Here is a 26229-nt window from a genome sequence, read left to right on the forward strand (position 1 = left end):
CGAGCTAGGCGTTCAGCTCATCGTCCCAGGCCTCGTCCGACGTCGTGAAGAGGCCGTAGAAGCCGGCCTCCTTGTTGGCGACGAGTTCGCGCTGTTGGTCCAGGCCTGGAGCCCAGAGATCGCCAACGCTGGCGGCATGGCCCTGGTGCGTGAAGCCCCCGGCCAGGATGACCAGTTCGTCCATTCGGCGCGCCATGGAGCCTGGCAGCCTCGCGCCAGGATCGGCACGGATCTGGACCACCAGTTCGCCCAGGCCGCTGACGTCTCTGACAGGAGAGATCTCCACACCAGGGCACAGGGTGCGCCAGTCGTCCCCCGCAGGCGCGACCCAGGCTGCCGGCGCAGAGGCGCCCATGGACTGCACGGCGCCCGCGCACTTCGGACATAGCGCAATGTGCTGGACGATGAGCAGGGCGGTTCCCGGGGAGCAATCGCCGAGGGCGTAGGCCGCCAGGCTCTCCGTGGAGGGATGGTGGCTTAGGGGAGACGCCGCGGGACGGATCGCGGACGGCGGCTCAATCGACTCTGCTGACACGCTGTTTCACTCCAACGCCCGCGCCACGCACTCTGTGATGCGGCTGAAACCCACATGAACGGAAAAGTCGCCGTTCGTGAACGCCCTCAAACGTCGGGACGGCGAAGTTGATCTGCAAGACGGCGCTGGCGCCACTTCCGTGATCGTTAAACCCGCTGGCCCTAGCTGAGCAGGAACGAGGTCTGGGTGAGGGCATAGCGGTTGGAGAGGGTGGCGAACTGCACGGCGTCGGCGGCGTCGCCTCCGTTCAGGTCGAGGTAAAGGGCGCCGTTGGCGGCGGTATAGTGCAGGGCCGCCACGCCGGCCTCGGTGGCGCCCAGGCCGTTGACGAACAGCACCTGGCCGCCGGCGATCCCGAAGCCCTGCAGATCCAGCTCGATCTTGTCGTTGCCGCTGAAGTCGGTGATCACGTCGACGCTGCCGTCGAGGCTCTCGAAGCGGAACACGTCGAGTCCCGAGCTGCCGGTCAGGTTGTCTGCGCCCGCGCCGCCTACGATGGTGTCGTTGTCGTTGTTGCCCTTCAGGACGTCGTCGCCCGCTCCGCCGCGGATCAGGTCGTTCTGGTCGCCGCCGGACACGGTGTCGGCGCCTTCGCCGCCGTCCAGCACGTCGTCGCCTGCGTTGCCGAAGATCTTGTCGTTTCCGCCCACGCCCTGGATCGTGTCGGCCGCCGCGCCGCCGTTCAGCGTATCGGCGCCGCTGGTGCCCATCAGCACGAAGGCCTCGTCGTTGATGATCGAGCCTGTGGCCGTGGCTTGGGTGATGGCGGTGACGCCGGACGCGTTCGACAGGGTGACGGTGAAGCCTTCGTCGGGCTCGAACGCCGTGTCTCCGGCGACGTTCAGCGTGATCACCTGTGAGCTCTCGCCAGGCGCGAAGCTGACCTGACCGCTGGGCAGGCTTCCGCCGAAGTCAGCCGCATCGGCCGCGGCGCTTCCGGATCCGCTCACCGTCCAGTCCGCCGTGGTGGTCATCGACAGGTCGCCCGAGCGGGTGACGGTGAAGGTGAAGGCGGTGGAGCCGCTGTTTCCTTCCATCTGGCTGGCGCTGGTGGCGGCGAGGCTGAGGGAGGTCGGTGCGCCATCGTCGTTGACGATCGATCCGACGGCCGTCGCCTGGGTGATGATCGGCCCGCCGGAAGGATCGGACAGGGTGACGGTGAAGCCCTCGTCCGTCTCGAACGTCGTGTCTCCCGCCACTTCCACCGTAATCAGCTTGGAGCTCTCGCCGGCCGCGAAGCTGACCTGACCGCTCGGCAAGGTCCCGCCGAAGTCGGCCGCATCGGCCGGATTGGTCCCGGAGCCGCTCACCGCCCAATTGGCCGTCACCGCGGCCGACAGATCGCCGGCGCGCGTGACGGTGAAGGTGAACACCGAGGGCCCGCTGTTGCCCTCCGCCAGGCTGGCGCTTGTCGCAGACAGGCTCAACGAAGGGGGAAGAGGGTCGTCATTGGCTATCAAGCCGGAGGCTGTCGCCTGGGAGATCACTGAGCCGCCGGAGGCATTCGACAGGGTGACGGTGAAGCCCTCGTCGGCCTCGAACACCTTGTCGCCCGCGACATCCAACGTGATCAGCTTCGAGCTCTCGCCAGCGGCGAAGTTGACCTGACCACTCGGCAGCGCTCCGCCGAAATCGTCGGCGTCAGCTGGCGCTGCGCCAGATCCGCTCACGCTCCAGTCTGCCGTCGTCGCCCCTGAGAGGTCGCCCGACCGGGAAACGGTGAAGGTGAATGCGGTGGAGCCGCTGTCGCCCTCGCCTCGACTGGCGTCCGTTGCGGCGAGGCTCAGGGAAGGGGCGGTGTCGTCGTTTACGATTACGCCGCTCGCGGTGGCTTGGGTGAGGGCCGCACCCGAAGGGTTCGAAAGTGTGAGGGTGAAGCCTTCGTCGACCTCGAAAGCCGCGTCTCCAGACACTCCGATCGTGACCTGCTTAGAGCTTTCCCCGGCGGCGAACGTGACTTGGCCGCTCGGCAGCGCACCTGAGAAGTCGGCGGCGTCGGCCGGAGCGGCGCCAGACCCACTCACCGCCCAGCTTGCCGAAGAGACCCCCGATAGGTCGCCTGAGCGCGTCACTGTGAAGGTGAAGGTCGTTGTGCCGCCATGGCCCTCGGCCTTGCTGACGTCCGTGGCGACGACGCTGAGCGCCGGCGCGGCTACGGCGCCGTTGGTGAACCCGACCGAGGTCTGGGTGAGGGCATAGCGGTTGGAGAGGGTGGCGAACTGCACGGCGTCGGCGGCGTCTCCTCCGTTCAGGTCGAGGTAAAGGGCGCCGTTGGCGGCGGTGTAGTGCAGGGCCGCCACGCCGGCCTCGGTGGCGCCCAGGCCGTTGACGAACAGCACCTGGCCGCCGGCGATCCCGAAGCCCTGCAGATCCAGCTCGATCTTGTCGTTGCCACTGAAGTCGGTGATCACGTCGACGCTGCCGTCGAGGCTCTCGAAGCGGAACACGTCGAGGCCCGAGCTGCCGGTCAGGTTGTCTGCGCCCGCGCCGCCTACGATGGTGTCGTTGTCGTTGTTGCCCTTCAGGACGTCGTCGCCCGCTCCGCCGCGGATCAGGTCGTTCTGGTCGCCGCCGGACACGGTGTCGGCGCCTTCGCCGCCGTCCAGCACGTCGTCGCCTGCGTTGCCGAAGATCTTGTCGTTTCCGCCCACGCCCTGGATCGTGTCGGCCGCCGCGCCGCCGTTCAGCGTATCGGCGCCGCTGGTGCCCATCAGCACGAAGGCCTCGTCGTTGATGATCGAGCCTGTGGCCGTGGCTTGGGTGATGGCGGTGACGCCGGACGCGTTCGACAGGGTGACGGTGAAGCCTTCGTCGGGCTCGAACGCCGTGTCTCCGGCGACGTTCAGCGTGATCACCTGTGAGCTCTCGCCAGGCGCGAAGCTGACCTGACCGCTGGGCAGGCTTCCGCCGAAGTCAGCCGCATCGGCCGCGGCGCTTCCGGATCCGCTCACCGTCCAGTCCGCCGTGGTGGTCATCGACAGGTCGCCCGAGCGGGTGACGGTGAAGGTGAAGGCGGTGGAGCCGCTGTTTCCTTCCATCTGGCTGGCGCTGGTGGCGGCGAGGCTGAGGGAGGTCGGTGCGCCATCGTCGTTGACGATCGATCCGACGGCCGTCGCCTGGGTGATGATCGGCCCGCCGGAAGGATCGGACAGGGTGACGGTGAAGCCCTCGTCCGTCTCGAACGTCGTGTCTCCCGCCACTTCCACCGTAATCAGCTTGGAGCTCTCGCCGGCCGCGAAGCTGACCTGACCGCTCGGCAAGGTCCCGCCGAAGTCGGCCGCATCGGCCGGATTGGTCCCGGAGCCGCTCACCGCCCAGTTGGCCGTCACCGCGGCCGACAGATCGCCGGCGCGCGTGACGGTGAAGGTGAACACCGAGGGGCCGCTGTTCCCCTCAGCCACGCTGGCGCTCGTCGCAGACAGGCTCAACGAGGGCGGGGTCAGGGTGATGACGTTGTTGCTGAGCCCGCCGCTGCTTCCGATGGAAAGGACCCCGGACACAGCGCCCTGAAGCGTGACGACAGTTTCGAAGGAGCCGTTGTTGTCGCCGTCAATCCTGAGGAGGGTGTCTGCGCCACTCCTCTCGAGCTGCACGTTCGTTGTGCTGGTCAGGCTGTGGCTCAGCATGATCCGGTCGCCGTCATAGTCGCGGATCACGTCACCGTTCAGCTCCAGGCGCGAGCCCTGAATGGTGTCGATGCCAGCGCCGCCGGTGATCGTGTCGGCGCCCAGTCCGCCGATCAGGGTATCGGCGTCCCCGCCGCCGATCAGGATGTTGTCGGCCTCGTTGCCGGTGGCCTTGAAGGGGCCCGCCCCCGTGAAAACGAGATCTTCCACGTTGGCGGGGAGGACGTAGGTCGCAAGTGCGGTTTCGACCCGGTCGCGGCCCGCGTCTGCGGTCTCGGTGACCACGTCCCCCACCTGCACGATGTAGGCGTCGTCGCCAGCGCCGCCTGCGAGGGTGTCCTTGAGCTTGTCTGCGCCGCCGCTGAGAGTGTCGTCGCCCGCGCCCCCGGTGATCTTGTTGACGAGGTCGTTGCCGGTCCCCTGAAATCCGACGCCAGAGCCGAGCCCTGTGAAGGTGAGTTTCTCGATATACGCGCCGAGGGTGTAGCTCGACAGGGTGGTTTTGACCGTGTCCGTGCCACCGGCATCGCCGCCGCCGACAGGATCGACTTCGCTGACCACGTCGCCGACGTTATCCACGGTGTAGCTGTCGTTGCCCGCTCCGCCCCGCAGGGTGTCTGCGCCTGCCTGCCCATCCAGGGCGTCGTTGCCGATGCCGCCGATGATCAGGTTGTTGCTGACGTTGCCAAAGCCCTTGAAGGCCGCCGTTCCCGCATAGACCAGCTCCTCGACATTCGGCCGGAGTATGTAGGTCGTAAGCTCGGTCTGAACCCTGTCGCGCCCGGCGTCGACCAGCTCGGTGATCACATCACCTGCCATGACGACGTAGAGATCGTCGCCTGCGCCGCCGACCAGGGTGTCGTTCAACGCGTCCAGACCACCGGTCAGGGTGTCGGCGCCGAAGCCCCCGGTGATCAGATTGGCCAGCTCGTTGCCGGTTCCTGCGAAGTTGCCGGCGCCGACGAAGGTCAGGTTCTCGATGTTGGCGCTGAGAGTCACGTCGGTGAAGATCGTGCGTACAGTGTCCCTGCCTTCGCCTACGAACTCGACCACCACGTCGCCAGCGTCATCCACGGCGTAGATGTCATCGCCCACGCCGCCGATCATCGTGTCGGCGCCGCTTCCGCCATTCAGGAAGTCGCCACCGCCGAGACCGACCAGCTTGTTGGCCCCGCTGTCGCCGGTAAGCACGTCGCGGTAGGCTGAGCCTTCGAGGTTCTCGATCGACACAAGCTGGTCAGGCGTTGACCGCGAGAGCGAGCTGTCCTCGTTCGCCATGCGCGCCACCAACGCGGCGTACCAGTCAGCCGCAATCTTCTGGTAGCCGGAGGCGTTCGGATGCAGGCCGGGGTCATGCGGCGGCGCCGTGATGTCCGCCGGCGTCAGGTCGCTCATGTCGACGAATGTGACGTCCACACCCGCCGCACGCTTCTGGGCGATGAGATCCGGGATCATCGCATTGTAAGCCTGCGCCAGCGCGATCCGGGTCGCGGGCTGGTCAGCCGTCATCGGCGGGATCGGGCCGACAAACAGCGTTGGGGCATTCGGCTGAGCCGCGATATCGTCGATCAGCCGCGAGAGCTTGCCGAGGATCTGCGTCGCTGTTGGAAGCGGATTGCCCTTGGTGTTGTTGGTGCCGGCGATCAGCAGCATCACGTCCGGCTTGGCGGCGGAAATCCAGGCGGCGACGTTGGCGTCCATCTGGTCGATGGTCCAACCTGGGTGCCCTTCGTTGTCAGGGTCGCCGATGTTTCCAGCGACCACGGAGCCCACGAAGTTGATCGCCAGATCGCCAGCGACCGTCAGGTCCCACAAAGGGCCGCGGTAGCCCCCGGCAGTTTCGTACTGAACTCCGAAGGTGATGGAGTCGCCAAGCGGCATGACGCGCGGGGCATACTGGACGGCGCCGTCGGCGATGCTGGCCATGACGCCTGTGGTGGCGTTCGAATAGCTCGCAGTGTCGTTTCCGCCGCCGCCATTCAGGGTCTCGCCGCCGGTCATCCCGGAAAGGAGATCGTCCCCGTCCGAACCGGTGGGCATGACAGGCCTCCGAAGATCGGGTTAGCCGCGGGGCGGCGATAAGTCCTTGTGTCTAGCCCGAGGGAGCGTCGCCAGATCTAACAACGGACATATTCTGCGGCCGTCAGCAGACTGGTCCGATCGGGCGTGGTGTCGCTGAACCAATCTTCAGGCTGCCGAGTGAGAGGCGACGCTCGCAGGAGGTCTCACCACCGTTCCGCTCGCCCAGCTCCTCGCCTCGTTGGGCCTCACCGCCGGCGCGCGGGCTGCAGGCGCGGGCGCCTCGAAACGCCACGGCTCGTAGCAGGCGATGCCGGCCAGCTTGTAGCGGTCATGCAGGGTGACCACGCCACGCCGCAACGTGATCAAATTGTCCCGTCTGAGCTTCTGCAGGGTGCGGTTGATGTGCACGAGGCTGAGCCCCAATGCCTCGCCGAACACCTGTTGCGTGATCGGCATTCTGAAGGAGTCGTTCTTCGCCAAGCCAACCCGCTCCAGGCGGTCATAGAGCTCCAATAGCAGGTTCAGAACGCGTTCCGCTGCGGTCAGGCGACCGACGCGGACGAGGTGGTTCATCAACTGCTCTTCGTCGCGGCTGGCGGCGTCGGCCAGCCTTGTGGCCCATCCGGCGCTCCGCGAGGCTGGCAGAAGATCGGCATCCCCGAGGGTGGTGTTCGTCAGGGCGAAGAACATCCGGCCTTCGCTTGGCGAACTCAGCCGGACGAGATCCCCGGGCAGTTCGAAGGAGAAGACGTAGCGGCGTCCGTCGCGCAGGATCACCGCCTCGGCCAGCCATCCGGACAAGACGACCTCGACGCCGCCGGAACGGCCTCCCTCCGCGTAGATGGAGGCGCCTGGCGAGAAGCGGCGGGTGCGCCGCCAGAACATCTCGTCAGTGTCGGAATGCGACGGCATGTCCGAGACATAGGCGCACGGGCTACGCCCAATGCTGAGACCATTCGCGAGCGATTGCATTGACCCACCCCAGCAGTGCCTTCGTTAAGGCCAAGGTTGTTTATTAATCCGTTATAACTCTTGCCAAGATTTGGCCTCACTTCAGTAAAGTCATAATCACGAACGCGTGTTGATTGCATTCGGTCCGAGAAGTAAGCTTCACTGTAAGGCGTCTGCAAGGTCTCTAAGCTTTCGGCGTCTCGATCACCTGTAATCTGCGCATCTTTCGGTGACCGGCCAGTGACGCCTACTTTCCGGTTGATTGTTCCTATTCCTATATCCTGAATAGGATTTGCGTCCGATCCCTAAGGTGGTGCTGTATTCGCACCGGATATCATTTGATGATGGAACGCCTCTGGCGTTCGCGTGAGGAGCTACCCGCAGACAAGCTCATCTACCGACTTGCAGCCGCAAGCGGCGCGTGCGCATTCGCACCTTGACCGTTGTGGGTACTTGAGGAGCCCTAGCCAGGATGGACTCTAACCGTCCCAAGCCGGCCCGCCACGTGAGGCGCTGGCGGCCATGGGTGGCCGCCTTGTTCATTACCGTCGTGTGCGCAGCGCTTTGGGCAGGGATCGCGCTGCTTCTGCATCTGGCTCGCTGACCGAGCTGAGGCTGGCCTAGGAGGCCAGCGGCAGCGCCTCATCTGCGGCGAGCCAGGCAGGACGCCTGTTCAGACCGGCCGTCTGTTTGCGCAGCTGGACGATCTCGTCAGCGAAGTACTCGTCTAACCATCGGCGGTCGTCCGCGCTCATCCGGTCTTGCTGAACCTTGCTTCCGTTCAGGGCGTAGTAGGCGGTGCGCAGCGTCGCTTTCAGACGTGGCGCCTTCTGCCAAAGGTGTTCGCCGGCGTTGTTGATCGACAGCGCGACGCGCTGAAGCGCGCTGCTCTTCACGTCGGTGGTGACATTGTGCTCGCGGATCGGCGGGCCGGACTCCAGCCTCTCGATGCCGAGGTGAGCTGTGATCCGCTGCATCGTGCCTTCGAAATCCGACTTCACGTCGTCGTAAAAGGCGACCAGCAGGCGAGATCCGAAGATCTCCTGCCAAGCCGGCAGGTAGCGCGAGTACATCCCACCGCTCAGGGCGCGCCAGCCGGTAAGCCCGCGCTCCTGCTGCGGGCGATCCCTCAGTTCCCTGCATTGCTCCAGGTAAGCCCGGAAGCTGAGGTCCTGCGAGATGCGCAGCCGGGAGCGAGAAAAACGCCACAGCGAGAAGGCGCGGGCGCCGGGCTCCCTCAGGATGACAATGATGCGCACGCCGGGCAGGGCGGCGTCGATGCCTTGGGCGAGCCGCTCCCGCCCGTAGAAATAGCTGGGAGTCCCTTCCACCACGGCCGCGGCGTCCGTCTTCGAGGGAAAGTACCCCGCGTATTCCGAGATGTCCGGCAGCGGGTCGCCGAACTCAAGCGGATTGAAGAAGTGCGTCTCTTTCACGTTTGAGACCGCGACGTTCGACTGTTGAGCGAGGGCGTGGAAGACAGCCGTCGTGCCGGCCTTGTTGACGCCAGCGATTATGGCGTTCGGCGTGACCATTGAGGGCGCTCTCTTTTGGGGGTTGATGTGCTGTGCGGGCCAGCGCTGGGCGGGCGCGGATAGGCCGCGGTAAGGTATGAGGTCGGACCGTTGCGAGCCGGGCGAGCCGCAGGCGCAGGCGCCTTGGGCTTCAGCGCCATGGGCGCCATTGCGATGGCGAAGAGCGTGAAGACGAGGGCGTCGTTCTTCGCGAGCGGACCGTAGTTATGGAACATGATGTGGATGGCGTAGGGCAGAAACGCCAACAAGACGGTCGCATTCCGGCGCGCCATCAGGATCACTGGCGGCACGAACATCAGAATGCCGATGCCGTAGTAGTTCAGCATCGTCAGCACGTAATTGTGCAGTTCGAACTGCGTCACAGGCCCTGGGTTCGGAAACTGCAGCAGGAAGTCTGCGTGATCGCCCCAGTAGAGGGTCGGGTCGAAGCCGAGACCGTACCCGATCGGCCGCTCCCGGAGCAGCTGGAGTCCGTAGTAGATCAGGGTCTCGCGGCCTTCGGAGGACTTGTCGCCGGTGGTGAAGGCGCGCAGGCCGGTGCTCTGAAGCGCCTCAAACGCCATGCCGGCGAGCGGGATCGCCATGATCACCAGAGGTGAGGCGAGCAGAAAGGCCTTTGGCGCTCTCACCGCCGAGTAGATCGCCAGAAACAGCGCCGCTCCAAGGATGGGAGAGCGGTTGCCGCTGGCCAGGCATGCGACGCTGAAGGCGGCGATCGCGCCTACGGCCACTGGGTCGAACCGGCGCGGCGCGCCTGCGGCTTCGCCGAGCCGTTGCCGCCAGATCAGGAGAGCGGCGAAAGCCAGCGTCAGGTGGGTCGCCAACGCGATGGGCGTGTTGGCCAGACCCGGGGGACGCGATCGATCGTACCGGACCAGTTCGCGGGTCAGGTCAGCGATGGTGTCGCGCGCACTCCAGGCGACTTCCAGCCCTACAAACTGCGCGACGGCGAACGCGGCGCTGACGCCCACGGCCGCCACGAACAGCAGGACCACGGTCGTACCCCCGCAGACGCTCGCGACCATGGTGGTGAACACCAGGAACAAGGCGCTCTGCACATGGATCTCGACCAGTTCACGGGCCAGCTTCGGCAAGGCGATGCCGTTGAGCAGACTAATCACGATGGCCAGCAGCGCAACGCCGGCGATCAGCAACAAGAATCCGCATTGGCGATGCAGCGCGTTCAAGGCGATGCGCGGGTCGATCGCCGCCAGCACCAGAATGCCGCCGACGATCGGCGCCGCCCGGACGGGCATGCCGCCGACCGTCCAGGTCATGGCGCCAACAGAGAGCAGGATCGCCAGGAAGAACAGAGAGCCGCCCGCCAGCGCCTGCAGCGAAGGGGCAGCCCGCTGTGATCGCGTGTTGATGCCGGCGAGGTGACCTGCGCTGTAGGTCATGCGGCGGCTTCCGGCGAGCCTGCGCTCGCCTTGGTCATCAGCCGGGCTGGCGCGGCGGTCTCGAGAGCCTGGGCGGGCCGGATCGGAGCCGACTTCGCACCTGCTGTGCTGAGCGTCTTGCGCAGCTCCTGCATCGGCCGCTCGAGCCCATAGTAGGAGGCGGCCGCGATGGCGAACGACACCGCCGCCAGCAACGGAGCGTAGAGCGCGACGCTCGTCCCCGGCAGAAGCGTGACGAACACGAACTTCACGAAGTAGTGCCAGAGGTACAGCGAGTAGCTGAGCTTCCCGATCCAGACGAGCAATGCGTTGTCGAGCAGCCGAGCGGGCGCGGATGGGCGGAAAAGCACGCCTGTCAGGATGACGGCGATGCTCAGGCCCAGCAGGCTGTAGCGCACGGTCTCCCGGAAGTAGGTGTCGCGCACCAGCAGGCACATCAGCACCACAAGCAGGGCCCCGACGCTGCAGAGCGGGTGGCCTAGGCGGTAAAGGAAGGGCCGCAGGCCGGGGATCCGGAACGTGGCCGCGATCAGGACGCCGAAGGCGATGGAGTCGAGCCGGTATTCCGTGTGGTTGTAGAACACGCCTGCCGCCGCCAGATCAGGGCGGGCGAAGCCGACGGCCAGCCGAAGCGCGAGGCAGCCGGCGCAAACCACCAAGGCGGTGGTGAGCACGGCTCTAGCGTTCGCCCGCAACAGCACCACCAGCGTGGGGAACAGGAAGTAGAAGTGTTCCTCGACGGACAGAGACCAGATGATCCCGAAGGGCTGAGACCTGTGATAGTTGGCGAAGTACAGGAGCGCTGAGGCGACATCGACGCCCGAGATCGCAAAGCCGATCGCCAGACAGTAGATCGTCGTGGCTGCGACGAAGACGATCAGAGCCGGATACAGGCGGAGCGCGCGCCGGATATAGAAGTTTCGAAGCGAAATCTGCCCTGTCTTCTCAGCCTCTGAGAACATCAGGTGGGCGATCAGGAAGCCGCTGATCACGAAGAAGACGTACACGCCCAGTCCGCCGGGAATCCTGTCCGTAAGCAGGTGGGACGCCATTACGATCAGGATGCTGATCGCTCTCAAGCCATCCAAACCTGGGATGTTTCCCGAGCCTCCCGCCCACGGCGGCATGTGTTCGCGCATGGTCAGCCCCGGCAGAAGTCCATGGACGTTCTGTGGCAGCCAAACTTTCCTGCGGACATAACCTAGGACAAACCCCGTGGCCTGCGCGCGTGGCGGGCCATCTGGCCGGTTGTTAGCCTCTCTCCTGACGGTGCGATGCCGTTCGAACCCGGACCGGGAGAGCTCGTGATGACTGGATCTCGCCGGGTCCTGGCGGTGGCTTCGGCCGGCGGCCATTGGACCCAGATGATGCGGCTGACGCCGGCCCTGCAGGGGTGCGACGTCGTCTTCGTCAGCACGCTTCCTCAGGAACGGCTACCTCCCGGCGTCCGCTTGCATGTTGTTCCCGACGCCAACCGCAATGCCTGGTTCGGCATGGTGCGCCTGATCCTTTCCATGGGCTGGGTGGTGCTGCGCGAGCGGCCCGATGTCGTGATCTCGACAGGCGCTGCGCCGGGCTATGTCGCCATACGTCTGGCGCGGCTCTTCGGCGCGCGAACGGTCTGGCTCGATAGCCTGGCCAACGTCGACCAGCTTTCGATGTCGGGTCGGCTCGCTCGCGCGCACGCCGACCTGTGGCTGACGCAGTGGCCGCACGTGGCGAAGCCCGAAGGCCCGCATTTCCTGGGAAGCGTCATATGATCTTCGTGACCGTCGGCGTTCAGCTGCCGTTCGATCGTCTCATCCGGACCATGGACGAATGGGCCTCCACCAGGAGGCGGCGCGATGTGCTCGCCCAGGTGGGCGCGAGCACCTATGTCCCACGTTCCTTGGAGACCCGCCCCTTCCTGAAGGCGGATGAACTCGAGACGGTGTTGCAGGACGCGGAGCTGATCGTGGCTCACGCCGGCATGGGCTCGATCATCACCGCGCTCGAACTCTGCAAGCCGATCTTCATCCTCCCCCGGCGAGCGGCTCTCGGCGAGCACCGCAACGATCACCAGCTGGCGACCGCCACCAGAATGGCCGCCCAGCCGAACGTCACCGTTGCGGATGATGAACAATCTCTCGTCGGTATGCTGGACGCCTTCCGCCCGCATCAGGCGGCGCAAGGTCTCGCAAGCCAGGCCAGCGAAAGGCTGCTCACCGAACTCACCGCATTCATCCAGGCGCCCGCCGGACGCGGGCGACCGGGAGCGCGCGCCTAGGCGTCAGCCGCCCCCTCGTGTCGTGGCTTCAAGTTCGCTGAGCCCGGGCGCTAAACTTGCGAATTGCAGACTGCAGGCGCTCACGGATGGCGTTGATCGCCCAGGCGCCGTCCGCCCCAAGGCACGGCCGACCGATCATCATGATGGCGCCCTGCACCGCAACCGCCGCCGCGCCGCTCAAGGCAAGCACCGCCACGGGGTGGAAAGCCGCTGACCGCGCCCAGAACGCCGCCGCCCAACAGGCGGCAAGCACGGCGGCGCCGGCCAGGAAAAACCGGACGTGGAGGCCGATCACCGCGCCCCAAGACAGCCCCGTGATGCGCAGCGCGAGGTCGAGCATCAGCACGAAGTTGAGGAAGATCGCCGCTCCCACCCCGACGGCGACGCCGCCCAAGCCCCAGCGCGAACCAATCACGGCGCCGGCGAACACGGCGCCTGCATAGACCCACTGCCGCCAGGCGCGCCGGTACACCGCGCCTTTCGCCCGAGCCAGGGAGTCGCTCATCTTGTAGCTTGTCCGGAAGAGCATGGTCGCGGCCAACACCTGGAACGGCACGATCATGCCGGTCCAGCGACTGCCCAGAACAAGTGTGACGAACTCCGGCGCCAAGACCACAAGCACCACGCTGACGGGCAGGGTGATCATGGTGACGATGGCCATGGCGCGGCGGAACGCGCGCGTGAGGCGCTCCGTGTCGTCCTGCACGTGAGCCATGGCTGGGAACAGGACCTTGTCTACCACGGTGCCGAACAGCATGGTGGGCACCATCAGGAAGTTGTAGGCGCGGCTGTAGAGGCCCAGCGGGCCCGCGCCCATCCAGCGCCCGACGGCGAAATTGTCGATGTTTAAGGCGACGAAGTTGCCGAAGAGCCCGATCGAGAAACCGACGCCGCTGGTGAGCAGGCGCTTCAGATAGCTGAGCTTCACCAGCAGCGATTTCGGATGCCGCTGCCAGATCAGGAGCAGCACGGTGCGGGCGCCCACCTGGGCGAGCTGACCGGCCACCAGGGCCCAAACGCCAAAACCCAGGACGGCCATGGTCACGCCAACGATGCCCAGCCCGAGCGCGAAGCTCATGGCGTCGATGCCAGCGATAGCGCGATAGCGACGGCGGCGCTGCAAAAGCGCGAACGGCATGATCGCCGGAGCAGCCAACAGAAATGAGGTGGAGAACGCCGCGATCACCGGCTGCAGCCCGTCGATGTCGAAGAGGCTCGCCAGCGGCCCGGCGCCGAGGAACGTCGCGACCGTGAGCAGGGCGCCCAACCAGATGGAGAAGGCGAACCCCGTCTGGATCTCTCCGTCCTTCAAATCCGGAAGCTGAACGACCGACTGGGCGATCCCCAGTTGCGCCAGGATCTTCGTGAAGTTCACGAGCACCGTCGCGGCCGCGACTACGCCGAATTCGGCCGGCGCGAGCAGGCGCGTCAGCAAGATCATCACGGCGATGCGGATCACCAGCTCGATGCCGGTGCCGAGGAACTGCCAGAGCAGACCTGAGATCGTCTGCTGCGTCAGGTCGCTGGGCTTGGCCTTCGCCAGCGGCTTCTGATCAGAGACCACGGAGCGATCGACAAGATCGCCGTGCACATTGTTCATGACAGCCTGCCTCGCTGGGCCGCGGGTCTGATCGGAAGCGCCAGGTTGGAAGCGGTCAACTCAAGGGCGTCGCGGGAAGGCGATCTGGAGGCGGGTTCGATCCCAACGTGACGTTGGTGTAGCGCGCAGCCAGCCGCTCGCCTCGCGCAGCAGGGGCGCGGTAGACGCCGAACTTGAAGTAGGGCCCGAGCTTGTCCCGATAGCCGATCGGTCCGCGGTAGTCGGCTACTAAGACGCCGTCCCGCCACATCTGAGCCAAGCCGTTCGGTCCTTGGCTGATCCGGAAACGGTAGACGAACCGGTGGGGCTTGCCGCGCTCGAGCTTGGCCTCCTCGTAGATGACGACGGGGGGCGGCGCGGCCTTAATCGGATCATCTTGCGTATGCCGAACTTCGACCTGGAACCGATCGTTCGGCAGCAGCCGCTGCACCCAGGGCGGAGACACCGAAGGCTCGCCGCGATCGGCGGTCGCGTGGAGCTGGCCCAGGTTCACCCATTCCGAGGTGCTGGCCACTCCTGGCTCCACTTCCAGGGTGAAAGCGAGCCAGATGTCCTTGTCGAGCGGCATGCGGGCAAGGTCCGACAGTTCCGTCCTCTCGACAGGGTGCGCCTTGCGGGCGTCCTTGGCCCAGTAATCCCCGGGCCTGATCTCGAAGCGATAGCCGTTGTCGCCCTCGGCACGGGCCGACCAGGGTGCGCCCGAACTCTGCAGGCGCCATGCGCGTCCTGCTACGCGGCAGGCGATTGGGTTGACCGAAGGGGCGCAGCCATCATCGAAGTTGGCCTGGACCAACCCAAGCAGCCGCAGTGGGTTGTCGTGCACGCCAATGGCGTACTTGTCGATCACCACTGAGGCGGCCGCCGAGCCCAGCCCCAAGCTGGCGACAACGGCGGCGGCGATGATGACGGTGGTTCTCGAGCGCAACATCAGTGGTCCTCTGCGCAGGTCGTCGCCAAGGGCCGGAAGCAGCCGGCCAGGCGCCACGGATCAGGCGTCGCGCTGCACCGACCTTGCGAAGAAAGAGATCGCGAAAACATGGTCTTGAGCAGCGGCGCCATGACTCCCGCTAACACGGGCGCGCAGGCGCAGATCGAACATATGACGTATGTGCTGCGCGCCGGGCGCAGGCCGCCGCGGCCGTCGCGACGTGCGTGTTTGTCCTTTGGCAGGACAGCGCGCGCGTGCGTGCGGCATGATCATCCCGAACAGGAAAGGCGCAGAGCATGCGGCCCTCGCGAGGCTTGCTGGTGATCGCCCTGTCGTCCGCGTCGATGGTTCACGGAACCTGCGTTGCGGGCGAGCCGCCGTCTCGCGCCGCCCGTTCCGGCGAGCCGAGATGGCCGTCGCGGACGCTCACCTTCGATGAGCTTGCGATTCAGGAGCAAAGCGCCGGCGCGCCCTGGAGCATCAAGCGCGCTAACGGCGAGTATCGGTTCGAAGTCCGGCAAGGCGAGCGCCGGCTGAAGGCTGGCGAACGGGAGCGGCCGATCGAGCGCTCTGAAATCCAGCTGCAGCCGCGCCTGCACTTCGGCGTGGACTACACGGTCAGCTATGAGTTCAAGGTCGAGCCGGGTCCGCCCAACGCGTCGGCATGGGTCAACATCGGCCAGATCCACGCCACCGAAGATCCTGAAGACGCCAAGCGCCTGGGCCCGCTGTTCGCCGTCCAGCTCGCCGGCGAGCGGATGCGGATCGTCGCGCGGGCGGACCCGCAGCGGATCAGCGTCAGCCGTCCGCGCGATCTCTGGCTCTTTCGGGATAACGCCGACTTGGTCCGCGGCCGCTGGCACCGAATGGACATAGAGATCCGGGTCGCGCCGCTGGGCGACGGCCGGCTCGTCGTGAAGCGCGACGGTCTCGAGATCGTCAAATACGCGGGCCCGCTTGGATACAATGATGCGGTGGGGCCCTACTGGAAGCTCGGCATCTATCGCAGCACGTCACCTGAGCCGCTGGTGGTGGAGTTCCGACGCTTCACCCTGACGGAAGGCGCGGGTGCCGCCGCCTCGGCCGCCCTGCGATAGGGCGGCCCCGTTTCGCGACCTGAGCGTCTGGCTGCTGGTCCGACGTGTCCGCCCACCCAGTGGCCTATTCGACGTAGTAGCCTGCGTACTTGCCGTAATAGTAGCCAGGGTCGCCATAGCCGGAGCGAGACTGCTGCTTCAGGTCGACCTGGGTAAGCGCAATGCCGGCGACCCGCGCGCCGCTCCGCAGCAGCATCTTGAGCGAGGTCTCCACCGCCTTGCGCGGCGTCTTGCGCCATTGGGCCAGCAACAGCACCGCGTCAGCCAAGGGCGCCAGCGTGCGGGTGTCGGCGACGCCGAGCACCGGCGGCGCATCCAGGATCACGATGTCGTAGTCGAGCCGCAGCTGCGCCAGGAGCTCTTCCATCGCCTCCGTCGCGAAGAGATCGTGTTTCGACTTCGAATGCTGCGCGAGCGGCAGGAAGAAGGCGCCCGTCTTGTCGTCGCGGACGACAGCGTCTTGGAGCGTGCAGCGACCTTCCAGCACCTCGAGCAGACCGACATCTACGGGCGGGATATATCGGCACAGCGAGGGCCGCCTGGAGTCGCAGTCCACCAGGATCGTCTTGTAGCCCTGCATCGCGAACGAGCTGGCGAAGCTCACGGCCGTATGCGTCTTGCCCTCGCCTGGGAGCGAGGAGGTGATCGCAATGATGTGTGGCGCATCGCCATCGGACGTTTCCAGCAATGATGCCCGAACACCCCTCAGGGCTTCAGCAAATGCCGACATGGGCTTGGAGGTGAGATAAGCGCCAGGCGAGGTGCGGCTGCGCCGGTTGAGCAGCGGGACCGATCCCACATAGGCGGCGCCTACGCGTTGCTCGATGTCCTCGCCCGTGGTGAGTCCGGACGCCAGGATTTCAGCTGCGGCGACGCCGGCAAGGCCCGCCATCAAAGCCACCAGCATGCCGGTCGCAAGGTTGAGCTTCACGTTTGGCGACGAAGGACCTGTTGGCCGTTCGGCAAGAGCAAGCAGGCGAGCGTCCGGCTCGACCATGCCGACCATGGCGCTCGTTTCCTTGAAGCGGTTCAGGAAGCTTTCGTAGACGGCGCGAGCGGCGTCAGCGTTCCGCTGAAGCTCGTTCAGCCGCACCGCGGCCTGATTGTTCGCCGCAAGCGTGCCCTTGGCCGTGCTGAGCGTGCCCTGCACAGCGTCCAGGCGCTTCTGCGAGACCTGCACCTTGGCCTGGAGGTTCGAAACGATCCGCTTGATCTCGCCGGCGATCTGCCGATCCACGTCGGCCAGGCGTTGCTGTTCCTGCTGCACTTCCGGGTAGGCCGAGGTGAAGGTGACCTCCAAGCCCGCCAGACGGCTGCTGATCTGCTGACGTTGCAGGCGCAGCGCCTGGATCACCGGCGAGTTCAACGCCTCGCCGAGGTCGTCCCCGGAAGAGCCGCGCGCCAGCTGCGCGAGGGCGGTGTTCAGGCGCGCCTGATCTTCGGCCAGCGCAGCGCGGGCCGCGCCGGTCTGCAGGTTGTACGTCGAGATCTCCTGCTCGTTCAGCGGCACGCCGGATGCGCTAAGCAGCCCGTTCGAGATCCTGAATTGCTGAACCGCTGCGTCGGTCTGTTCGACCTGCTGGCGCAGGCCTACCAGCCGCTCGGCGAGCCAGCGGTTCAGCGTGGTGGTGGCCTCCGCCTTGGAGGCCGCACTCAGCGTCAGGAAGTTCTTGGCGTAGGCGTTCGCGATTCGCGCCGACTTCTCCGGATCAGAGGACGTGATCGCGATCTCGATCACATAGGTGAGCCCTTCGCGCCGGATGGACAGCTTGCCGAGCAGCACGTCGACGACGCTCTGCCTCACTTCAGCAGCGGTGGGTTCCGGCTGCGGGAAGAAAGACCGCAACCAGGCTCTGGGCCCTGTTGGCTCCGTCAGGGTTCCGTTGAATTCGGGGTCGTCAACCAGCTGAAGTTCCTGCGCGACCTTGGCGGCGAGGGCGCGGGAACGCAAGATCGCAACCTGGGTGTCGACGATGTTCGCCTCGGTGTTCGAGCGTGGCAGGTCTTGGACCACTGGGGCTGCGTCGACCATGTTCTGGTGCCGCGCATCGACGACCACTTCGGCCGCAGCCGTGTACTCCCGAGGCGCGGCCAAGGTGCCCACGACGAAGCACCCGAAGATCGCGATCGCCAGCGTCAGGAAGAGGCTCGCGCGCCGTCGGAAGACGGAAAGCCATTTCTGAAGATCGAGCGGCCCGCTCTGCGGTGGGACGGCCTGCTCCACGACGCTGGTTGGCGGAGCGGGGATCATCCACCCGCCGAAAGACCCAGACGAAGGATGCGACTGCTGCAGGTTCATGATCACCCACTCATACGGCTAGCCTTCGGTCTAGACCGCCGCAGAGCGCGCAAACCGGTCACAGGTTAAATCCGCGTGCGACCGCCGATGGAAAGCGGCGGCCTGTGACCTGCGGCCCTGCCGAATGCCATCGCTCTCAACGCGGGTGGTGAACACAACTGCGTCGTGTGCGCCCGCGGATACTCTGATGTCATAGTCTTCCGGCGGCCCTGGCCAATGATCTCGCCGGATTCAGGAGCGATTTGGCGATCGACCGGCTTTGAATGGATGCGGCGGATAATGCGATTTTGCGCCTGATCCGGTCGTGTGGTCTCACGCCCCCACGTGCGGCCGCTCTTCGCATTCTGCTTGATCCCGTCGAATCCTATGGCGCGGGTGTTTCGATCAGCACGATTTCCGCAGTTCCTGGCCCCAAGCTGATGATCGGCGGTTGGGCCTCCGAAATGCGCATCTTGCGAGACGGCCGCCGTCAGATCTTCTCCTTCGTGATCTCAGGCGATGTCGTGCTCTCCAGGGGAGCGGAGGGCGCGGCTCTCAGCGACCTGGTCGCCTTGACGCCGGTCACCTGCGCAGACGTCACGCAGCTGCTCGCACGCGCCCAGGCAGAGGAGCGGGATGAACTGCGTCAAGTGCTGGATCGCGCGCTCACCTTAAGCCGCGAGCGTCGCTACGACCTGGTGCGCCGCTTGGCTTTGGGGACACGGGTGGCGCGGGTCGCCGATTGTCTCTTGGACGTGCACGACCGGCTCGCCGTGGTGGATCTCGCAACAAGCGCCGGCTTCGACATGCCCCTGACGGTCGAGCAGATCGCAGACGCCTGCGAACTTGCGCCTGCCCAGGTGCGCCGGAGCCTTGCCTTCCTGCGTGCAAGGGGCCTGATCAGCTTAAGGGGCGGACGGGCCATCGCCTTCGATGCGGGGGGGGCTCCGCGCGATCCTGCAGCGCTGAGCCCGCAGTTGCGAGGTGCGGACCTGCACCGGCGCAACTGTTTAGCGAATGTTCGAGATCGGACCGGCTGCGCGCACCAATTTCTGCGCGGCTCCAGCTCAGCTGGAAATCCCTGCATCCGCAGGGACGGCATTCACACGCTCGAAAGCAGCCCGCACCCGGGCTGCCGGGGCGACCTGACGCGCACAAGGGGCGATTACAACAATGCATGTCGCAATGATCGGCACGGGCTATGTCGGCCTGGTCTCAGGCGCCTGCTTCGCCGACTTCGGCCATATCGTCACTTGCATCGACAAGGATGCGAGCAAGATCGAGCGGCTCAGGGCCGGCGGCATACCCATCTACGAACCTGGTCTCGACAAGCTGGTCGCGGACAACGTCAGGGCTGGGCGGCTGTTCTTCGACACCGATCCCGCAGAGGCGGTCAGGACGGCCGACGCCGTGTTCATTGCGGTGGGCACCCCTTCGCGTCGAGGCGACGGCCACGCTGACCTCTCCTATGTCTACGCGGCCGCCGAGGAGATCGCCGGTCTTGTCGACGGTTTCACCGTCGTGGTCACGAAGTCGACGGTTCCGGTCGGCACGGGCGACGAGATCGACGCCATCATCAAGCGGGTGCGCCCGGACGCCGATGTGGCCGTGGTGTCCAATCCGGAATTCCTGCGCGAAGGCGCGGCCATCGAGGACTTCAAGCGGCCCGATCGCGTGGTCGTCGGCGCGCACGACCCGCGCGCCGAGGCGGTGATGCGTGAACTCTACCGTCCGCTCTTCCTGAATGAGACGCCTATCCTTTTCACGGGCCGGCGCACCTCGGAGCTGATCAAGTACGCCGCCAACGCCTTCCTTGCGCTGAAGATCACCTTCATCAACGAGATCGCGAACCTCTGTGAAGCCGTTGGCGCGGACGTTCAGCAAGTCGCGCGCGGCATCGGTTTGGACAACCGGATCGGCGGCAAGTTTCTCCACGCCGGTCCAGGCTATGGCGGCTCTTGTTTTCCGAAGGACACGTTGGCGCTCGTCCGCACGGCTCGCGACGCCGGCACGCCGGTCGAGCTGATCGAGACGACCGTGAAGGTCAACGACGCTCGCAAGAAGGCCATGAGCCGCAAGGTGATAGGCGCCATCAATGGCAAGGATCTCACTGGGAAGACTGTCGGCGTCCTGGGTCTGACCTTCAAGCCCAATACCGACGACATGCGTGACGCGCCAAGCCTGGACATTGTGCCGGCGTTGCAGGCCGCTGGCGCTCAGGTGCAGGCCTTCGATCCTGAAGCCCATGAAGCTCGCCAGATGCTGCCTGATGTGGCGTTCAAGAATGATCCCTATGCAGTGGCCCAGGGCGCCGACGCTCTGGTGATCATCACGGAGTGGGATCAGTTCCGCGCGCTGGACCTGGATCGCATCAAGCCCTTGATGAACAAGCCCGTGCTGATCGACCTGCGCAACATCTACAAGCCCGACGATGTGCGGGCGAGCGGCTTCGCTTACACGGGCATCGGGCGGGGATGAACACCGGACGATCTACCCTCGGATGAATCCGCCTCGAACGCCGTTCAGCTGAAGCGTGACTTGGACCTGTTGTCCGGCGGTATAGCCGTGAACAACCAATGAGCGCCTTGTCCCGGCAGGATTGTCGCCGCCTTCTTGTTTGTTGAACAAGGTCAAGGTCCTTGCCCGTCTGGGTCGAATACTGGAACTCGACCACGTGTGACCCCTATCTTGCCACAGTTCGGACAAGCACCGTCTGCCGGCTAGCTGGTGGCGCCCACATTGGGTGGGTTATGTTTCAGTTGTTTAGGTTGAGAATTATCGCGAGAGGCGAACGAACACTCGGAAATACCCGCGTTGTCGTGATGATTTCGGAGTAATCCGCGCGAAACCGAGACGAGTCGCCGCATTTACTCGCCGCGGCTGGGTCTCTATCGCTCCGATCCAGGGGGGCGGGTGTCGGTTGCGGCGCTCACCATCACGACAACCCTTTGACCCGCTGCATGCATCGGCGGGCAACGAGGATCGCGGCATGTATTTCGATGAGACGCCCTACGGGATTCACAATTCCGGAGATGCTTATAGCTTCAAGCAGGCGGGCGATGTTTTTCGCTTCGAGGTTCACTCGGGAGATCAGTGGCGGCCAAGAGACGGCGCCAAGGAGCGCTCGGAGGTCTCCGCCCAAGACACTCTCGAGTTCGATAAAACCTACACCATGACCTACGACTTCATGGTCGAGCCGGGGCAGAAGATCACGTCGGATTGGCTCAACGTCGGCCAGTTCCATGGTTCTCCGGACAGTGGCGACTACGGCTCGCTGGGCCCGGTGTTCGCCACCCAGCTCGACGGCGAGCGGATGCGCTTCATCACGCGGACCGACGAGGACCGGATCACCACCTCGCGGCCCGACGACAACGTGCTCTACACTGACAGTTCCGACATCATCCGGGGCCACTGGTACCAGATGAAGGTCGAGATCCGCTTCGACCCGGACGGCGCTGGCCTCATCAAGGTCTGGCGCGATGGCGACCTGCTGGTCAACTACAAGGGCGGCGTCGGGTACAATGACGCGGTCGGCCCCTATTGGAAGATGGGGATCTATCGCGAGGCTTCCGCCGAGACGCTCGCCGTCAACTACCGCAACTTCGACATCGCCGAAGGCGGTGCGACGAGCCAGCCTCCGCCGGTGACGAGCCCTCGGCCCACCCAACCGGACGACACGGTCACCGATCCGAAGCCGCCCATCTCCGACTCGCTGGACCTCCGCGCGTTGGACAATAAGCCGACCCTGCTGACCGGCGCCGACGGTGCGGACCGCCTGGTGGGCGCGGGCGGCGCCGATACTCTGAATGGCGGCGCCGGCAACGACAACCTCGTGGGTGGCGCAGGAGCCGACAAGCTGGACGGTGGAAGTGGTGCGGACGCCCTATCTGCCGGTGGTGGCAACGACTACCTCCGCGGTGGCGAAGGCGCCGATCTGCTGAAGGGCAACGATGGCGACGACACCCTGCTCGGGGGCTTCGGAGCGGACACCCTGACCGGCGGGTCCGGTCGTGACGTGTTCCGCTTCGAAACCCGGGACGGAAGCGTCGACACCATCACGGACTTCAGCAAGAGCGACCAGATCGAGCTTGCCTTGAAGAGCCTTGGCGTGAGCGGAAGCGTGCAGTTCATGAACGGCATGGGCTCGGCTGCGGCCGGAAAGGCGACGCTGCATTACACCGCGTCCGACGGTGCGCTTTATCTGGACCTCGATGGCGGCAGTGCGGGCAACGCCGTGCAGATCGCCACCCTCTCGAACCACGCCTCGCTGAGCGCCGGCTCGTTCATCTTCACCTAAAGGCTCTGCAGCGCGCCGCGCTGGCAAAGCGACTCGCGGAACTATGAACAGCGCCGCCCGATGGGCGGCGCTGTTTTTCTTTTCCGCTTACTGGGATCAGTAGGCGCGGGCGTCGTGGAACAGAAGCGGCACCGTCCGCAGCATGATCCGCACGTCGCGCATCAGCGACCAGTCCTTGATGTATTCGATGTCGGCTTCCACCCGGTGCGCCATGTCCTGCAGGACGTGGATCTCCCCGCGCAGGCCGCGGATCTGCGCCAGGCCGGTCAAGCCAGGCCGAGCACCGAACCGAAGCTGGTAGTTGGGCAGCGCAGCGCCATAGAGTTGATCGTGCGCCAGTGCGTGCGGCCGTGGCCCCACCAGAGACATGTCGCCCTTCAACACGTTGATGAGCTGCGGCAGTTCGTCGATGCTGCTCTTGCGCAGAAAGGCGCCGACGCGGGTGATGCGCGCATCACCACGAGTGGCTTGGGTAAGCCCTTCGCCATCTTCCAGAACCCGCATGGTTCGCAGCTTCAGGATCACAAAGGTCTGGCCCTTGTAGCCGGTCCGGTGTTGCCGAAAGAAGATCGGCCTGCCGGACTCCACCCAAAGGGCTGCTGCGGCCAGCATCAGCAACGGCCCCACGAACAGCAGGGCGGTCAGCGAGACTAGGATATCGAACGCCCTCTTCACGAGGCTTAGGCCGACGGCAGACCCTTGGCTCTCGGCGGCTTGCGCGGCAAGCGAGTGCGTCGCGGTCGCTGGGGCTGACAAGATGACGGTTTCGGTGAGCGGATCAGAAACGGTCGACGTTGTTCGCCAGGTCCGTGGCTCGAGCTCCGTCGCGCCTGTGTCGGGGCGCGACCGCGCCTGCTGCGACTCAGGCTCGACGACGTCGATCTTCATGACATCTTGCTGGGTTGCGGCCTCAAGCATCGTGATGTCCCCATCGGTATCTCGTGAGATGAGAGGCTTAGCGCCGAACCCCGTGCTCCAATCGGACCCATGTTAAATCGCACGTCGGAGGATGAACTACTTTCGAGGGTGCAGTTGACCGGCCATCTCATGGCTAGCGTGACTGTTGTTAAAGCAAGGCCTGGTGTCGTTCCGAGGACGCGAAGTCGCGCGCACGGACTGTCCTCGGGGCTGCTGAAGCCCACGCAGATGCGGCCGGGCGTTCAGGCCGTTGGCTGGCGTTGCGACCACTTAGTCGACGCGTTCCCGCGCGAGGTCGACGTAGTGTTCTGCGATGCGATCAGCGACGACGCCTGACTCCCACAGCCGCCAAGCCTTCTCACGGTTCCGGGCCCCTATTGCAGCCGCGAGTTGGGGATCTTCGAAGTAGCGTCGGATTTCACGTGCGACCGACTGCGCGTCCGGTGATCGAAGGAGAGACCCGTTTAGGCCGTCCTCCACCGCATCCGTGATCCCGCCGATCGGGGTGGTGATGATCACATCGCCCGCCGCCATGGCTTCCAGCACGGCGTTCGGCATGCCTTCCGGATGGGCTGTCGGCAAGACGAAGAGGCGGGCGCGGGCGAGCAGCTCCATCTTCGTCTCGCCGCCTACGTAGCCGACGAAATCGATGCGGTGCTCCAAGCCAAGCTCGTGGGCGAGCGCGCGCAGCCGCGGCATGTCCGGACCGTCCCCAGCCATGCACAAGCGGGCCCGCGGGAAGTCGCCGGCGACCTGCGCGAACGCCTCAATCGTCGCCGCTCCGCCTTTAGCCGGCAGGAACCGGGACATGAACACCAGCATCTGCGGGTCCTTGACCGGCAGGCGCTCGAGAACGGGGCGGAGCTTGTCCCCCTCGAACATGGTGCTCACAACGTGGATCTTGCGCGCCCCGACCCCTTCGACCACCAGGGCGTCTTTGAAGCCGGAGGACAGCAGCAGGACCCGGTCGACGCGTCCGTGAGTCGCCTGGAAAGCCCGGCGCTTCCACCCTGAAGCCTGGATCGCCTCGAGCGCTTTCCAGTCCCAGCCCCGATAGAAGAGAAGCACCTTGGCTTTTGGCTGCACCAGTTTGGCGATCCAGGCGAACGCCATCTCCCGGGGCAATGATGAAAGATCGAGTGTCGGGTTCAGGTGGACGACGTCGAAGCGTCGACGCGTCAGCAGGACGGCGAACCGCAGGTAGTCGTAGGCGAGTCGCTTCATTGTCGCGACCTTGCCCTGTTCCTTGTGGCGACGGCCGTTGGCGAAGCGGGACACATCCACGCGCCGTCGCATCTTCCGCCGCATGATCCGCAGGAAGTTGTTCACGCCGCCTTTGGCCCGCGCGTCGTGCGCGATCACCAGTGCACGCAGCCGTGCGCCGTGCGGAGACGAAAGGGTGCGGGCGGAGGCCGCCTTTGGCGTGACCGGCGGCGGTGCGAGCGCCTCACGAGTGTTGACGTGCTGGGACATGCCGAAGCGCTGCTCCTGATTGGAAGGAGTTCTGGAGCAACTGCAGCGGGCGCAAACCGATGTGGCGTGCGACTTTGAAGCGGACGCTTCGCTCCGCAGGTCGCCGCCATGTGCTCGGTTGCTTTGCGTGCATGCTGCCGATCCAGGTTGCGCAAAGATCTATTCCGCGCCCTCTCGGCCGGGTCGAACAAAGGACAAAGCGCGCGTCAGAACAGCGGACCGTTGCGCCACCTCTGCTCTGAAGGGCCTGCACGCGGCCGAATCCGCCGTCGAGCCCTCAATAGTTGGAATCTCGGAGCGCGGACGGCCGTACGAAATCTGCTGATGCGAGGCGGAGTTTCGCGCCCGCCATGAGCGAACGTGTCACCATCTTCATGCCGCTTGTCTCGGACGCGCCGCGTGGCCTCGCGGCCGAGGACAAGGACTACCGCCCGGTTGAGGCGGAGCGGCTGGAGGGCGACATTTATCGGGTCGTCGGGGTTCAGCCACCGCACGAGCGTTGGGCCTACCCGTCCGGCGCCACAGTGTTCGCGGTCAAGATCCACGCGGTGACTGTCATCGTTGCGCCGTCGTCGGAACCGACGCCGGAACGCATCGTCAGAGATGAGGCACCTGGCCGAGCAAGGCCGCGCCTGGAACTCCGCGAGTTCGCGACCAGCGCCCGAGGCGCTCGGGCCGCCTTGTTTGCAGTTATGGTGGTTCTGGCTGCCGCGGCTGGCTCAGCGCTGCTTGGGCGAGGCGCATTCTTCGTATTGCAGCCAGCGGATCCGATCCGCGCAAGCGTGGTCGCAAGCTCGCTGCTCCTGATCGCGGCGCTCTGGCGCGCGAAGGGGTGGCGTGAACTCCAGGCGGTTGGGACGCCTTCCGCGATCGTCGGAGCGGCTTTCGTGCTGTCGCTGATCGTCGCCCGCTGCCAAGCCTGATGGTTGTGCCGAGCTGCGCGATCTGCTGCGGACTTTACCAGATGATTGAGGCGGCCTAGCTGCGCGCCGCCAAAACAGCGGCATGGATCAGCTCGGATCATTGCTCGCCCGCGCGGCGACACATCAGAACAACGACCTTGTGGCGGAGGCGCTGCGGCCAGTCGCGCCACCACTCTCCGGCACGTTGGTGGCGACGCTTGAACGGCTGCGCCGGCGCGAACCGGCGTCGGTGAGAGCGCCGTCGCTGCGCCCCCTCACGCACCTTCAGCGTCTTGAGGCCGAGAGCATCCACATCCTTCGGGAGGTGGTGGCCGAGTGTGAGAACCCGGTGATGCTCTATTCGATTGGCAAGGACAGCGCGGTGATGCTGCACCTGGCCG

17 protein-coding genes and 2 pseudogenes are annotated in these 26229 nt (G+C 65.5%); 8 read left to right on the forward strand and 11 right to left on the reverse strand.

Translation table 11 applies throughout. The annotated features are described in order from the left end of the window. Window positions 1-4: 4 nt before the first annotated feature. The 6 genes from DJ018_RS09560 to DJ018_RS09585 all read right to left on the reverse strand — a co-directional run bounded on the left by DJ018_RS09560 (window position 5) and on the right by DJ018_RS09585 (window position 11424). Window positions 5-535, reverse strand: a complete 531-nt coding sequence (locus DJ018_RS09560) for a zf-HC2 domain-containing protein (RefSeq protein ID WP_111514581.1) — start codon at window positions 533-535, stop codon at window positions 5-7. A gap of 161 nt (window positions 536-696) precedes the next feature. Then, window positions 697-6201, reverse strand: coding sequence for a Calx-beta domain-containing protein (locus DJ018_RS09565; RefSeq protein WP_111514582.1), 5505 nt, complete (start codon window positions 6199-6201; stop codon window positions 697-699). A 147-nt stretch (window positions 6202-6348) separates the two neighbouring features. Then, on the reverse strand, window positions 6349-7095 hold the full coding sequence (locus DJ018_RS09570; RefSeq protein ID WP_165842846.1) for a Crp/Fnr family transcriptional regulator: 747 nt from the start codon (window positions 7093-7095) through the stop codon (window positions 6349-6351). A gap of 659 nt (window positions 7096-7754) precedes the next feature. Next, a complete protein-coding gene (locus tag DJ018_RS09575; RefSeq protein ID WP_111514584.1) occupies window positions 7755-8669 on the reverse strand; it encodes a sulfotransferase family protein in 915 nt (304 codons plus the stop codon). Then, the gene (locus DJ018_RS09580; RefSeq protein WP_111514585.1) at window positions 8648-10069 is read right to left on the reverse strand and encodes an O-antigen ligase family protein; all 1422 of its coding nucleotides are present in this window, start codon (window positions 10067-10069) and stop codon (window positions 8648-8650) included. Before DJ018_RS09580 ends, DJ018_RS09575 begins: the two co-directional genes overlap by 22 nt. Then, window positions 10066-11424, reverse strand: a complete 1359-nt coding sequence (locus DJ018_RS09585; RefSeq protein WP_111514586.1) for an acyltransferase family protein — start codon at window positions 11422-11424, stop codon at window positions 10066-10068. Before DJ018_RS09585 ends, DJ018_RS09580 begins: the two co-directional genes overlap by 4 nt. Between DJ018_RS09585 and DJ018_RS09590 the strand changes: the two genes are divergently transcribed. Together DJ018_RS09590 and DJ018_RS09595 are read left to right on the forward strand one after the other, a co-directional pair. Beyond that, entirely contained in the window at window positions 11377-11829 is a 453-nt protein-coding gene (locus DJ018_RS09590) for a glycosyltransferase family protein (protein ID WP_205853732.1), read from the forward strand. The genes DJ018_RS09585 and DJ018_RS09590 overlap by 48 nt on opposite strands. Beyond that, entirely contained in the window at window positions 11826-12335 is a 510-nt protein-coding gene (locus DJ018_RS09595; protein WP_111514588.1) for a glycosyltransferase, read from the forward strand. Before DJ018_RS09590 ends, DJ018_RS09595 begins: the two co-directional genes overlap by 4 nt. A gap of 28 nt (window positions 12336-12363) precedes the next feature. Here DJ018_RS09595 and DJ018_RS09600 read toward each other — a convergent pair whose 3' ends face one another. Together DJ018_RS09600 and DJ018_RS09605 are read right to left on the reverse strand one after the other, a co-directional pair. Continuing rightward, window positions 12364-13935 (reverse strand): lipopolysaccharide biosynthesis protein, encoded by a 1572-nt coding sequence (locus DJ018_RS09600; RefSeq protein WP_111514589.1) that lies wholly within the window; start codon window positions 13933-13935, stop codon window positions 12364-12366. 55 nt (window positions 13936-13990) lie between these two features. Then, window positions 13991-14863, reverse strand: a complete 873-nt coding sequence (locus DJ018_RS09605; protein WP_111514590.1) for a heparin lyase I family protein — start codon at window positions 14861-14863, stop codon at window positions 13991-13993. A 296-nt stretch (window positions 14864-15159) separates the two neighbouring features. On the opposite strand from DJ018_RS09605, the gene DJ018_RS09610 reads away from it, so the two are divergent. Beyond that, complete coding sequence (locus tag DJ018_RS09610) at window positions 15160-15960, forward strand: heparin lyase I family protein (protein WP_111514591.1); 801 nt, start codon at window positions 15160-15162, stop codon at window positions 15958-15960. A gap of 64 nt (window positions 15961-16024) precedes the next feature. Here the strand turns inward: DJ018_RS09610 and DJ018_RS09615 are convergent, their stop codons facing one another. Beyond that, window positions 16025-18259 carry a GumC family protein gene (locus tag DJ018_RS09615; RefSeq protein WP_111514592.1) on the reverse strand — a complete coding sequence of 745 codons (2235 nt, stop codon included), beginning with the start codon at window positions 18257-18259 and terminating at the stop codon, window positions 16025-16027. Window positions 18260-18702: 443 nt separating this feature from the next. Between DJ018_RS09615 and DJ018_RS19630 the strand changes: the two are divergent. The 3 genes and pseudogenes from DJ018_RS19630 to DJ018_RS19540 form a co-directional block, all read left to right on the forward strand. Beyond that, window positions 18703-19152: pseudogene (locus DJ018_RS19630) on the forward strand (helix-turn-helix domain-containing protein); the annotation flags it as partial. A gap of 259 nt (window positions 19153-19411) precedes the next feature. Then, window positions 19412-20716 (forward strand): UDP-glucose dehydrogenase family protein, encoded by a 1305-nt coding sequence (locus tag DJ018_RS09625; protein ID WP_111514593.1) that lies wholly within the window; start codon window positions 19412-19414, stop codon window positions 20714-20716. A gap of 511 nt (window positions 20717-21227) precedes the next feature. Further along, a complete protein-coding gene (locus DJ018_RS19540; protein WP_111514594.1) occupies window positions 21228-22535 on the forward strand; it encodes a heparin lyase I family protein in 1308 nt (435 codons plus the stop codon). A gap of 96 nt (window positions 22536-22631) precedes the next feature. Here DJ018_RS19540 and DJ018_RS09635 read toward each other — a convergent pair whose 3' ends face one another. Both DJ018_RS09635 and DJ018_RS09640 read right to left on the reverse strand, forming a co-directional pair. Further along, window positions 22632-23423: a sugar transferase gene (locus DJ018_RS09635; RefSeq protein WP_111514756.1), complete on the reverse strand. Its 792-nt coding sequence runs from the start codon at window positions 23421-23423 to the stop codon at window positions 22632-22634. 300 nt (window positions 23424-23723) lie between these two features. Beyond that, window positions 23724-24926 (reverse strand): glycosyltransferase family 4 protein, encoded by a 1203-nt coding sequence (locus DJ018_RS09640; RefSeq protein ID WP_111514595.1) that lies wholly within the window; start codon window positions 24924-24926, stop codon window positions 23724-23726. Window positions 24927-25276: 350 nt separating this feature from the next. On the opposite strand from DJ018_RS09640, the gene DJ018_RS09645 reads away from it, so the two are divergent. Both DJ018_RS09645 and DJ018_RS19410 read left to right on the forward strand, forming a co-directional pair. Next, window positions 25277-25849, forward strand: coding sequence for a hypothetical protein (locus DJ018_RS09645; protein ID WP_111514596.1), 573 nt, complete (start codon window positions 25277-25279; stop codon window positions 25847-25849). 82 nt (window positions 25850-25931) lie between these two features. Next, window positions 25932-26229 (forward strand): annotated as a pseudogene (locus DJ018_RS19410) (hypothetical protein); the annotation flags it as partial.

It is taken from the genome of Phenylobacterium deserti (genome assembly GCF_003254705.1).
Taxonomy (GTDB): domain Bacteria; phylum Pseudomonadota; class Alphaproteobacteria; order Caulobacterales; family Caulobacteraceae; genus Phenylobacterium; species Phenylobacterium deserti.

Excerpts from the sequence above, each read along its gene's own strand:
- DJ018_RS09565 (WP_111514582.1), bottom strand. The coding sequence starts at position 6,201 with ATGCCCACCGGTTCGGACGGGGACGATCTCCTTTCCGGGATGACCGGC.
- DJ018_RS09570 (WP_165842846.1), bottom strand. The coding sequence starts at position 7,095 with ATGCCGTCGCATTCCGACACTGACGAGATGTTCTGGCGGCGCACCCGC.
- DJ018_RS09575 (WP_111514584.1), bottom strand. The coding sequence starts at position 8,669 with ATGGTCACGCCGAACGCCATAATCGCTGGCGTCAACAAGGCCGGCACG.
- DJ018_RS09580 (WP_111514585.1), bottom strand. The coding sequence starts at position 10,069 with ATGACCTACAGCGCAGGTCACCTCGCCGGCATCAACACGCGATCACAG.
- DJ018_RS09590 (WP_205853732.1), top strand. The coding sequence starts at position 11,377 with ATGACTGGATCTCGCCGGGTCCTGGCGGTGGCTTCGGCCGGCGGCCAT.
- DJ018_RS09585 (WP_111514586.1), bottom strand. The coding sequence starts at position 11,424 with ATGGCCGCCGGCCGAAGCCACCGCCAGGACCCGGCGAGATCCAGTCAT.
- DJ018_RS09595 (WP_111514588.1), top strand. The coding sequence starts at position 11,826 with ATGATCTTCGTGACCGTCGGCGTTCAGCTGCCGTTCGATCGTCTCATC.
- DJ018_RS09600 (WP_111514589.1), bottom strand. The coding sequence starts at position 13,935 with ATGAACAATGTGCACGGCGATCTTGTCGATCGCTCCGTGGTCTCTGAT.
- DJ018_RS09605 (WP_111514590.1), bottom strand. The coding sequence starts at position 14,863 with ATGTTGCGCTCGAGAACCACCGTCATCATCGCCGCCGCCGTTGTCGCC.
- DJ018_RS09610 (WP_111514591.1), top strand. The coding sequence starts at position 15,160 with ATGCGGCCCTCGCGAGGCTTGCTGGTGATCGCCCTGTCGTCCGCGTCG.
- DJ018_RS09615 (WP_111514592.1), bottom strand. The coding sequence starts at position 18,259 with ATGAACCTGCAGCAGTCGCATCCTTCGTCTGGGTCTTTCGGCGGGTGG.
- DJ018_RS09625 (WP_111514593.1), top strand. The coding sequence starts at position 19,412 with ATGCATGTCGCAATGATCGGCACGGGCTATGTCGGCCTGGTCTCAGGC.
- DJ018_RS19540 (WP_111514594.1), top strand. The coding sequence starts at position 21,228 with ATGTATTTCGATGAGACGCCCTACGGGATTCACAATTCCGGAGATGCT.
- DJ018_RS09635 (WP_111514756.1), bottom strand. The coding sequence starts at position 23,423 with ATGAAGATCGACGTCGTCGAGCCTGAGTCGCAGCAGGCGCGGTCGCGC.
- DJ018_RS09640 (WP_111514595.1), bottom strand. The coding sequence starts at position 24,926 with ATGTCCCAGCACGTCAACACTCGTGAGGCGCTCGCACCGCCGCCGGTC.
- DJ018_RS09645 (WP_111514596.1), top strand. The coding sequence starts at position 25,277 with ATGAGCGAACGTGTCACCATCTTCATGCCGCTTGTCTCGGACGCGCCG.